Origin of the sequence: Tranquillimonas rosea (genome assembly GCF_900111315.1) — a bacterium.
In the GTDB taxonomy this organism is placed as follows: Bacteria; Pseudomonadota; Alphaproteobacteria; order Rhodobacterales; family Rhodobacteraceae; genus Tranquillimonas; species Tranquillimonas rosea.
This window is the reverse complement of the sequence record NZ_FOGU01000015.1, coordinates 62,736-73,985: the sequence shown is the minus strand read 5'-3', so window position 1 is coordinate 73,985 and position 11,250 is coordinate 62,736. Positions and strand designations below refer to the sequence as shown.

The window sequence follows — 11,250 nt, the reverse complement described above, 5'->3', positions numbered from 1 at the left end:
AACACCCAGGGCGGCGTGGGCGTCAACGCCACGGCCAACGGGCTCGACTCCGGCGGCTACACCGCCGTCGGCTCGTGGGACGTCGAGCACGACTTCTACTGCCCCGAGCTGCCGGAGGAATCCGACTGGCTCTGCAACACCCCGGGCTGAGCCCCGGCGTGACGATCTTCCGCCCGGCGCGAGGGCGCCGGGCGGTCCCTGGGGGGCCGCCGCGGGGGCGGGTCTCCCGCGTTCGAGACAGGAGAGCCCGAGATGGCCGCGTTTCCGAAGCTCCGCATCCTCTTCCTGGGCGCCGCGCTGCTGGCCCCTCTCGCCGCCGCCGCCGGTCCCGGACGGATCACCGGCGCCGACTTTCCCGGCGCCGCGCCCGACGCCGCGGCACTGGGGCGGCTTCTGTTCTACGACAAGGTGCTCAGCGGCAACCGCAACATCTCGTGCGGGACCTGCCACCATCACGACCTGGCCGGCGGCGACGCCGTGGCGCTCGGCTTCGGCGAGGGCGGCGCGGGGCTCGGCACCCGGCGGCAGCCGGGCTACGGGCCGGCACAGGTCCATGCCCGCATCCCGCGCAACGCGCCCGCGCTGTGGAATCTCGGCCACCGCGACGTGCACACCCTGTTCCATGACGGCCGCCTGCAGGCCGATGCCGCCGCGCCCGGGGGCTTCGTGTCGCCCGCCGGAGAGGCGCTGCCCGAGGGGCTGAGCTCGATCCTCGCCGCGCAGGCGCTGTTTCCCGTCACCTCCGAGCACGAGATGGCCGGCAGCCCCGGCGAGAACCCGGTCGCCGACGCCGCCGTGACCGCGGCGGACCGGCCCGCCGCCTGGGCGCTGCTCGCCGGGCGGGTCGCCGCGATTCCCGCCTATGTCGAGATGGCGCGCGCGGCCTATCCTCACGTCGAGGCGCCCGAGGACATCACCATCGTCGAGATCGTCAACGCCCTCGGCGCCTTCATCGCCGTGGAATGGCAGAGCTACGACAGCCCCTGGGACGCCTGGCTGGCGGGCGAGGCGGCGGCGCTGTCGCCCGCGCAGGAGCGGGGGCGCGACCTGTTCTTCGGCGACGCGCAATGCGCCGGCTGCCATTCCGGGCCGCTCTTCACCGACCAGGAGTTCCACGCCATCGGCCTGCCGAATTTCGGCCCCGGCAAGACCCTGCGCGGCGCGCTGGGGGTGGATCCGGGGCGGATGCTGACCACCGGCGACCCCGCCGATGCCTACCGCTTCCGCACGCCGTCGCTGCGCAACGTGACGCTGACCGCGCCCTACGGGCACAACGGCGCCTATGCCACGCTGAAGGGGATCATCGCGCATCACTGCCACCCCGAGGAGGCGCTCCTGTCCTGGCGCCCCGAGATGGCGGGCCTGCCGCCGCTCGACGCGGTGGCCGAGGCGGATTTCGCCGCCACCGCCGACGGCGTCGAGGTGGCGCTGCAGCTGGCCTCGCTGACGATCACGCCGCTGCCCGACATCACCGAGAGCGACGTGGACGACATCGTCGCCTTCCTCGGCGCGCTCACCGGCGAGACCGCCGGCAGCCGCCCCCTGGGCCGCCCGGCCGAGGTCCCGAGCGGGCTGCCGGTGGACTAGGGGCGGTACGCCGCCGGTCGCGTCGATACGAGACATCGGATTTCCACGATCCGCAGCTTCCGGCGGGCGGGGGGCGGAGCAATGTCTGCCGCTCCGGACCTATGGGGCGATCCCGCCCGGCTTTTCCGCTGCAACGGTTGGTTGTGTCCGAGTCACGGTTTGGTCTATGCCTTGACGAGAGTGAATCTTGGGCATGGACTCTTCCTGTATGCAATTTCATTTTTCGCGTCAGACGAGTTTTTCGAATTTACCCCCATTTTTGTTATTCGAGGCCGTATTCCTGTCTGGAGTGGCGAAATGAAATGTATCCTCCACATCGGAACCGAGAAAACAGGCACCACTCTCATTCAAAAATGGATTTATTCCAACGAGGAAAGTCTTTCTCGCCAAGGCGTCGCGCTTACGAAAACGGCCGGTCATCCGAACAACAGGATGCTTGCCGCGATGTTCCAGAGAAACCTGGATGATTACCTTCGCATGATCGGCGTTACCGACGAGGCCGGACGAAAGGCATCATTCGAGACATTTCGCGCGAATTTCCGAGACGAGGTGGAGGCTTTATCGAAAGATCACCATACGGTTGTCCTGACCTCCGAACACATGCAGAGCCGGCTCAAGACCCATGAGGAGGTTGCGGAGCTTGCTACGTTCATCGGTGAATTCTTTACGGACGTGGAAGTTGTATGTTATTTCCGCGAGCAGTCTCAGTTCCGGCGAAGCCTGTACTCCACGGCCTTGAAATCCGGAAAGGCGATTTCCTTTCAGAAGTTTCATGCCGATCCGTTCAAATACCGGCACTACTATGATTACGAATTCATCATGGATAAGTGGGTGACGGCGTTCGGTGCCGGCTCCGTCTCTCCCGTCATGTTCGACCGGAACAAGATGAGACACGGCGATATCCGCAAAGATTTCATAGAACGTACCATGCCTGACGTCGATCTGGGCGGATTGCTCTACGACGTCTCCTCAGAGAATGAATCTCTTTCGGCGCTCCAGTCCGTTGCCGTAAGGCTGATAAACGAGCGCCATCCGAAGTTCATCAAGAACCAGGCGAATTCCTTGAGAAACAGGATGGTGCGTTCGGTTATCGGGGCGGCGCATCTTAAGCGGGGAAGTGTCTCCGATGGACGCTCGGAAGAGATTTTCAACGGCTTCGCGGAGTCGAACCGACGCTTCTTCGGGAAGTACTTCAACGCCGATGAGAATCTCTTCGAACCTCCTCCTCGGGATCGGAGCGAGGAAAGTCCGAAAGAAGAGATCGGAATCGTTCACGACTTGACCGAAAGTCTCTTGAATATAAACGGACTCACCGTGATAACGGAGAAGGAAGTTGAGCGCTTGACCGAGCTTGCGGTCGGGCTCGCCCGTGGGGGAGGCGAGTCGCGTGAGGGGGCATTGGTGCTGCTGAAGGTTCTCCAGAGAGTTCGGCCCAAGTCGAGCACTATCGAGAACGCGATTCTGGAAGCCGAGAACGTTTGAAAGGCAGTAGTAATTCGTGGCTGTCAAGCTTGCGCGAGGTGTGCTCCTGCGGGGGTGTCCTGGTAAATGTTGGTCTGTGCGTTGATGGTTCCGGGGGTGCTTGTTGAAAAGAATGGCTGATCCCGATGGTACGGAAGTACCTCGCCATTCGGTCCATGAAGACGTCTACCTCGTCACGGCGGTTGCGGTTCCTTCCGATCTGGACATCCTTCCTCATTTTCTCGGCCATTACCTCGACCTTGGTATTGCCCCGGAAAACATTCTGGTCATTCTGAATGTTTCCGCCGGAGAGGACAGGGAGCTTCTGACAGGCGCCTCGAATGTTCTGGAGCAATTCGGCGTCACGGATCCCGAAATCTGGACCGGCCCCTATTCCAGCATCGAGATGTGGCGCCGGCGCCGTGACCTGCAGGCGGCGCGCGTGCCCGCCGATGCCTGGGTCCTGAGCGCCGATGTGGACGAGCTGCACGTCTATCCCGACGGCATCGCCCCCGTCCTCGACGAGATGGAGACCCGCGGCTTCGACTGGCTGCAGGGGCCGATGATCGACCGGCTGGCGGCGGACGGCCGCCTGCGCCCCGTCGAGCCCGGCACCGACATCTTCGCCCAGTTCCCGCTCGAGGGCGACCTGATGTGCCAGATCAGCCGGCGCCCCGAGCTGAAGGACCAGGGCGGCACCGTGAAGACGATGCTCTGCGCGGGGTTGCTGTTTCCGGGGCTCGGCGGGCACGGGCTCGATTTCGACCGTTCGGCGGAGGAGGCGGGGCGCCGGGCCGCGGAGCTGGGGCTCGACCCCGCGAAGCGGGCCTGGCCGGGCCATCCGCGGCTGCGCCGGATCCACGACCGGCGGCCGGCGAACGCGGCGGGCGAGAACCTGGCGGGCCACCCGCGGATCAAGGAGCCGGGCGAGCGGTTGGCGTTCCCGATCCACGTGGCGCATTTCAAGTGGCGCGCGGCGCTGGCGCGGCACATGGCCGAGCGCCGGGCGAGCGGGCTGCAGACCGACGCGGCGCGGGCCTATACCGATCTGCTGCTGGACCTTCTGGAAGAGGGCGGCGACCGGATCGACCCGGCGCATCTGGCGCGGGCGCGGGGGCCGCGTCCGCCCTGGCGGCGCCACCTGCAGACCCTGCGCCGCCAGGCCGAGCGCCGGGCCGGCGCCTTCGGCCCGGTGCGGGCCTGGTCGCAGGACTACGTGCGTCCCGCGCCGGGATGGTCGGTGCGGCAGCTGACCTTCGGCTCGGGCCACGGGGTGGGGCATTTCCACAGTTACTACGACATCCCGGTGATGGACCGGGATTGCGCCCGCGTCGCCGCCGTCCGCCTGCCGCACCCCCCCCGGACCCCGCGCCCCGGGGACGCGGTCGAGGTGGGGGTGGTCGATATCGGGCAGGGCGGCTTCCGCAGCCTGGGCCACAGCCGGGCCTGGAGCTGGCAGCAGGGTCCGATGCTGCAATGGGTGGGGGGCGCGCTGGTCTGGAACGACCGGGCGAACGGGCGCTTCGTGGCGCGGATCCGCGACCCCGAGGGCGGCGCGCGGCTGCTGGACCGGCCGGTCTACGCGGTGGACCCGGCCGGAGAGGGGGCGCTGAGCCTGGATTTCGCGCGGCTCAACGCGCTTCGCCCGGGCTATGGCTATGCCGGGCTCGACAGGGAGGCGGACCTGTCCCCCGCGCCCGGCGACGACGGGCTCTGGCATCTCGATCTCGGTACCGGGGCGGCGCGGCTGGTGCTGTCGCTGCAAGAGGCGCGGGAGGTGCTGGAGCGGAACCTGCCGCCGGACGAGCGCCGCACCCACCGCGAGACGCCGTTCGTCTACTGGTTCAACCACTGCAAGTTCTCGCCGGACGGAAGGCGGTTCACGGTCAAGCTGCGCTGGCGGCGCCGGGACGGGCCCTGGAACGGCACGATGGGGGTGAGCCTGACCTGCGGCGTCGACGGCAGCGCGCCGCGGGTCGTCGCGCGGGGCGCCTCGCACGTGATGTGGCTGGACGACGCGCGGCTCTATTTCTGGAACCAGCGCGACGGCAGGGTGGTTCTGGCGCCCGATGCCGAGGCGACCGATCCGCCCGCCGAGACCGCGCTGGCGCCCGAGGTCTTCGGGGCCAATGTCCACCTGCGCCACCTTGCGGAGGATCCCGATCGCATGATCTTCGACACACCGTACGCGACCGACGTGTCGCTGGCCGAATTCGATCGCAGGACGGGAGAGACGATGCCGATTGCGGAGTTCGGGGGGCATCGTCCCCCCAAGGGGGAGTATCGCTGCGATCTCCACCCGGTGCCGTCCCCGGACGGGCGGCGGATCATCGTGACCTCGCTCTGCGACGGCGGCCGGCAGATCTACGTCCTCGACCGCGAGACCGGGTCTTGAGCCCCCCCGCCGCGCCGGAGGCCGCGCGCCCCCGCGTCGTGCTGACCGTGGTGGTCCGCGACGAGGCCGACATCATCGCCGACATGCTGCACTGGCACCTGCGCCACGGCGTGTCCCACGTGATCGCGATGGACAACGGCTCGGGCGACGGCACGCGCGAGATCCTGGGGGATTTCGCCGCGATGGGCTGCCTGACCTGTCTCGACCAGCCCGACGAGACCTATCGCCAGGATCTCTGGATGTCGCAGATGGCGGCGATGGCGCGGGACCGGTTCGGCGCGGACTGGGTCATCCCGTCGGATGCCGACGAGTTCTGGACGCCGCCGGCGGGCACCGACCTGCCCGGCGCCCTGGCGGGGTGGGACGACGATGTCGACATGGTCCGCTGCCCGCGCCGGAACCTCCTGGCCTCGTGGGAGGATCTCGCGGCGCTCGACTGGCCCGAGGCGCTGATCTGGCGCGCCGCCGATCCCGGGAGGCTGCCGCCGGAGCGGCTGGACGACGACACGCCGCTGGCCGACCCGTTCCTCTATTACGGGCTGCCGCCCAAGGTCGCCCTCAGGCCCGGCCGTCTGCGGCAGATCGCGCGGGGCGCCCACCAGGCCGAGTTCTCGGAGGGCGGCCGGGCGGTCGACGGCGACGTCACCGTGTTCCACGCGCCGTTCCGCCGGGCCGACGAGGTCGCGGCCTCGACCCGGCGCATCGCCGCCGCGGTGGAGCGCGATCCGACGGCGGGCCCCAAGGTGTCGACCAAGTACCGCCGGTGGGCGCGGTTCGCGGACGAGGACGCCAGCGGCGATCCCGGCGGCGGCTGGGACAGGGTGCTGCAGGAGATCCTGCCCACGCCCGAGAGGCTGCTGGCGGATTGGCGGGCCAGTCTGCTGGTGCCCGAGACGCGGCTGCGCGACGGCGTCGTCGCGGCCCGCGAGGGCGCCGCCGCCCGGCGCGCTCTGGCCGGGGCCGGCGGCCGCGTCACCGCCGCGGCGACGCCCGGTGGCCCGCCGACGCCGCTGCTCGTGCTCGGCGGGCGCGCAGAGGATCGCGCGGCGGTTGCGGCGCGGCTGCGCGCGGTGGGCGCCCGGACGCCGCAGCCGCGCCCGGAGACCCCGGCGCCCGAGCTTCTGTCGGCGCTTTTCGCCACCCATGCCGCCCCCGGCGCGGACGGCTGGCCCGACGAGACGCTCGACGCCGAGATCGCCCGCATCCTCGCCCGCTTCTCCGAGCGGGGCCACGGGCTCGTGCTGGCGGGGACGGAGGAGACCGGCCCCCTGGCGGCGTGGGACCGGCTGGCCGCGGCGGAGCGCGTGGCGGCCGCCGTCATCCTGCTGATCGACCCGCCCTGGGACCGGCTGGAGGCCGCCGGGCCCGAGGCCGATGCCGCGGCGGAGGCATGGCTTGCCGGGATCGAGGCGCTCGAGCGGGACACCCGGGGGCGGCCGCGGATGCTGCTGCCCGCCGAAAGGCTCCTGTCGGCGCCGGCGGGGGCCCTGCGGGACGCCCTGGCCCGGCTGGGCGTCTGGATCCCCGCCGCCGTGGCCGAAGAGGCGGGGCCGGCGGCGCCGCCGGCGGACGATCCCGCGCGCCGGGCCGCGGCCCTTGCGCGGCTCGGCACGCCCGAACTGCGCCGCCGGGTCGAGGAGACCTGGGCCGGCCTGATGGCCGAAAGCTGGGCCGTCGCCGCCCCGGCCCCGCACGCCGCCGCGCCGGCACCCGAAGAGGCCGCTCCGGCGGCCGCCCGCGACGTCCATGCCGTGGTGATCGGCTGGGACGGGATGCACGAGCGGGCGCTGCGCATCGCCCGGGAACTGGCCCCGGTGGTGGCGCGGCTGACCGTGATCTATTCCAACGAGTCCGGCACGCCCGAGACCGGGCCGGGCGACTGGATCGGCGTGCCGCAATCGTGGTTCTTCGGCCCGAAATTCGCCGAGGCCGTGCGTGGCCACGGGACCGAGGACGTCATGCTGCAGATCCAGGCGGACGCGCAGCACGAGGATTGGGGCGCGCTGGCCCGCCATGTGGGCCGGGTCTGGGCGGAGACGCCCGCGCTCGGGGTCTGGGCGCCCAGCATCGACTGGACCCCCTATGCCGCGGAATGGGCCGTGCGCGACCACGTGCCGGGCACCATGCTCTACCGGGTGGCGCAGACGGACGGGATCGTCTGGGCGCTGGCCCGTCCCGTGGTCGAGCGTTTCGCGGCGCTGGACTACGACGACAACAATCTCGGCTGGGGGCTCGACTGGGCGGCGGCGGCGCTGGCGGCGGCCTGCGGGCTCGAGGTGGTCCGCGACACCGCCGTGTCGGTCCACCATCCCAAGGGGCGGGGCTATTCCAGCCAGGAGGCGAGCCGGCAGATGCGCCGCTTCCTGTCGCAGCTCACCTCCGAGGAGCGCCGCCTGATCGCCGCGCGGGAAAGCCTGATCGAGACCCGGCAGGAGCCGGTGCGGATCACCATCCTGTCCGAGGAACGCCCCGGCCTGGGGCGGTGGCGGGCCTTGCGCGAGAGCGCCCCCGCGCCGTTGCCCGCCAACCTGCCGGTATCGGAGACGCTGCTGCGCGAGGGCCGGCTCTGGGTGCGCTGCGCCCCCGAGGCGGCGGAGGGCCTGTGCGCGGGGCGCGGCGGGCTGTCGGTGCCGCTGGTGCCGGACCCGGACGGGCCGGCGATCGGCCAGGCGCCCGTGCCGCTTCCCCTGGCGCCGTCGAGCGCGGGCGCGGTGCGGTTCGACACGCGGGGCTTCGAGGCCTGGCGCGTCGCGGGGCTCGAGACCGGGCGGCTGATCGTCGAGGACCCGGCGGCGGCGGAAACGTCGCGCTGCCCGGTCACCGAGGGCGTGACGGTCCCGGCCGCCGAGGGCGAGCTGGAGCTGTCCGTGGCGCTCGCCGCGCACCGGGCCGAGGCCCGGCTGGTGCTGGAGGAGGCCGGCCCCGACGGCGCGGCCGGAGAGCCCGTCGACACCGTCGCGTTCGACCGCACCTTCACCGGCGGGCAGGCGCTCGACGGCTACCAGGTCGTCCGCTTCCGGATCCCGGCGGCGGGGCGCGACAGGACGCTGCGGCTGGTGGCCGACCGGTTCCACCGGCCCGAGGGCGTGGCGGGGGGCAAGTCGGTGCTGTTCGTGACGGCGCCGCTCCTGCTGAAGCCGAGCGCGCTGCCGGACCTGGTCTGGCCCGCCCGCCGCCGTGCGCCGGGGGCGGAGACGGCGGAGCACGCCTGGCATTCCACCGCCGCGGGCGCGCTGTCCGGCACCGGCCCGCCGCGGGTCGAGCTCGAGTGGGACGGCGGGCGGCAGACCCTCGTCGACCTGGCCGGGCTGGGGGCCGAGGTCGAGCTTCTGCAGGACAGCGTGCTGCGGCTGCGGGCGCAGCGGGAGGACCGCCTGGCGGTGTGGATCGACGCGCTGCCCGCCTTCCAGGTGACCGTCGGGCCGATGCCCCGGACCGTGCCGCTGTCGGAGCGGGCGCGGAAGACGGCGCTGGCCGGGCGGATCGAGCTGCGCGACCTGACCGGTACCTTCGTCCTGTGGAGCGGGCAGTTCTCCGGCCTGCCGTGACCGGTGCGCGCGGGGCTCAGCCGGCGCCGCGCCCGGTCAGGGCGGCGCGCAGGCGCGACAGCCGCGAGGGTGCCTTGCGTGGGGGCGCGGTGGCGGCCTCTTCCAGGGCGGCGGCGAGCGCGCGGTCGAGGTCGGCCTTGACCTCCAGCAGCACCGGGTCGGGCGGGATCCGCTGGGTCCGGTTGAGCCGGTCGCGAAGCGCGCGCAGCTGTTCCGTCCGCGCCGGGCCCTCGGCGAGAAGGCTCGCCGACAGCGCGGTGAGGGTGGCGTCGAGATCCTCGCGTCGGTTCTTCGCCGCCTTCGCCGCGAGCGTCCCGTGCCGCTCGCGCAGCCGGCCGAGCGAATGGCGCACGGCCGGAAGGGCGGGCAGCGCGGCGTCCAGCGCCGGGGCCGCGCCGGCGGCCGCGCGGGCCGTCTCCGGCGATAGCAGGCCGGTGGCCGCGCCGGGGTCGCAGGCCGCGTGGAGCCGCTCGGCGCAGTCCTGCCAGAAGCCGGGCGCGGGGGCGGCGTCGTCCGTGTCGCCGGCGACCCGCCGCAGCCCCCGGTCGAGATGGTCGGCGGCGAAGCGCGCGATCCCGGCGGGGTCGACGGCAAGCCCCAGATGCGCCGCGCTCTGCCCCAGCACCGCCTCGGGCTGCTCGTAGAGCGCGGCGTGCCGGATCACCAGCGTCTCGCCGGGCAGGGCCGAGAGGGTGGTGCGCATGGTCACCGCCCAGAGCGCACACATCGACTCGATGTCGGCGATCACCGGAAAGCCGCCGGGCCGCCGCAGGGCGCGCTGCCGCTGGCTCTCGGCGACCTCGCGCGGGGGGCGCAGGACCAGGAGATGGCGTTGCGTCCAGCCCAGGTCCTCGGCCACCGCCGTCCAGAACGGCAGCAGCCCGGCGGTCCGGGGATCCTTGATCGCGCAGGCCCGCGCGGGCGGGGCGGGGAAGGCCGCCCGCAACAGGTCGGCCGCCTCGGCCCGCCACGGCGCGAAGGCGGGGTCGCGGAAGTCCTCGCTGTCGGCGGAAAATCCCCAGTTGTCCCAGCTGACGCCCAGATGCCGCAGCAGGCGCTCGTTGAAGCCGACGATGTCGCGCCGCTCGAACTCTCCCTTGGGATTGTCCTCGTTCATGCGGTTCTCGAAGGTGCCCAGGTCGCAGCCCGCCGCCTGCAGTCCGGCGGTGAGCAGCGAGGTCCCGGAGCGGTGCACGCCGAGGACGAAGGTGATCTGCATGGGGCTGGTCCGTCTGCTGTCGTCCCCCGCCTTAGACCCGATGCGGGGCGGCGGGGCAACGTTTGGACCGGCGATCGCGCCCCGGCGTCAGCCGTGACCCGCCGCGTAGAGCGCGGCCTGGGTGCGGTTGGTCGCGCCGAGCTTGCGCAGGACCGAGCGGACATGGACGCGGACGGTGCTGTCGCTGATGTTCAGCGCCGAGGCGATCGACTTGTTGCTGTCGCCGTCCGAGAGCCGGTCCAGCACGGCCTGCTCGCGGACGGTGAGCGATCCCAGCCGGCGGCGCGTCATGCATTGCCGGGTCCGCCCCGCGGTGAAGGTCGAGATCAGCGAGCGCGGCCAGATGCAGACACCCGCATTCACCACGTTGCAGATCCGCACGACATCCTCGGCGCCGGTGGTCGGCGGCAGCATCGCCCCGACCTCGCCGATCAGGCCTTCGAGTTCCGCGCCCTGGTCCTCGCTGCGCAGCAGGAGCACCATCGAGGACAGGTCCTGCCCGGCGCCGCGGATTCGGCGCAGCGCGCGGGCACAGGCCTCGGCGTCGCCCACGTCGACCAGGACGACGGCACCGTCGGTGCCGTCCATCGCGTCGAGACAGGGGATCACCGCGACCTCGGTGAAGTGTTCCGAAAACGGCTCGCGCAGGAGATTGCCCAGGAGAAAGCTTTCACTAACGATATAGACTGTTGATTTCATGGTTTAATCATCTTTCGCCCGGAAATATGGGCGATAGACCCTTTAATTAACATCTTACTAACAAGTGACATGTTTTTGCCTTAGTTCGCCGAGGGCAAAGACATTTGTCAGTGATGTTCTGTCCAGATTGCAGACGCCGGAGAGACTCCCCAGTGACGGTTGAGTCAGTGCCTAATTATTAATCATAATCGAACAAACTACTCTCGCGGAGGTAGATAAGAGCAGGAGAAGTAACGCGAATCGGTGGTACTACTTCCACCTCGATTCGGATCTGCCGGAACCGCTGGGCAAAATCGGCCGGGCCTGTCGGTCCGTTTAGGCCGGCGCCCGGCGGTCGGCCG

General features: G+C 71.0%; 6 protein-coding genes. 4 read left to right on the top strand and 2 right to left on the bottom strand.

Annotated elements, in window-relative coordinates; all coding sequences use genetic code 11:
- Nucleotides 1–252: 252 nt before the first annotated feature.
- The 4 genes from BMZ25_RS18460 (at nucleotide 253) to BMZ25_RS20560 (ending at nucleotide 8,991) form a co-directional block, all read left to right on the top strand.
- Complete coding sequence (locus tag BMZ25_RS18460; protein WP_092696131.1) at nucleotides 253–1,587, top strand: cytochrome-c peroxidase; 1,335 nt, start codon at nucleotides 253–255, stop codon at nucleotides 1,585–1,587.
- An 81-nt stretch (nucleotides 1,588–1,668) separates the two neighbouring features.
- A complete protein-coding gene (locus BMZ25_RS18455) occupies nucleotides 1,669–3,069 on the top strand; it encodes a hypothetical protein (RefSeq protein ID WP_143071564.1) in 1,401 nt (466 codons plus the stop codon).
- Nucleotides 3,070–3,181: 112 nt separating this feature from the next.
- Entirely contained in the window at nucleotides 3,182–5,443 is a 2,262-nt protein-coding gene (locus tag BMZ25_RS18450) for a glycosyltransferase family 2 protein (RefSeq protein ID WP_092696129.1), read from the top strand.
- The gene (locus BMZ25_RS20560; protein ID WP_143071563.1) at nucleotides 5,440–8,991 is read left to right on the top strand and encodes a glycosyltransferase family 2 protein; all 3,552 of its coding nucleotides are present in this window, start codon (nucleotides 5,440–5,442) and stop codon (nucleotides 8,989–8,991) included. The genes BMZ25_RS18450 and BMZ25_RS20560 overlap by 4 nt, the downstream gene beginning before the upstream one ends.
- 16 nt (nucleotides 8,992–9,007) lie before the next feature.
- Here BMZ25_RS20560 and BMZ25_RS18435 read toward each other — a convergent pair whose 3' ends face one another.
- Nucleotides 9,008–10,210: a sulfotransferase family protein gene (locus BMZ25_RS18435; protein ID WP_092696126.1), complete on the bottom strand. Its 1,203-nt coding sequence runs from the start codon at nucleotides 10,208–10,210 to the stop codon at nucleotides 9,008–9,010.
- A gap of 87 nt (nucleotides 10,211–10,297) precedes the next feature.
- On the bottom strand, nucleotides 10,298–10,909 hold the full coding sequence (locus BMZ25_RS18430; protein WP_092696125.1) for a helix-turn-helix transcriptional regulator: 612 nt from the start codon (nucleotides 10,907–10,909) through the stop codon (nucleotides 10,298–10,300).
- Nucleotides 10,910–11,250: the final 341 nt, after the last annotated feature.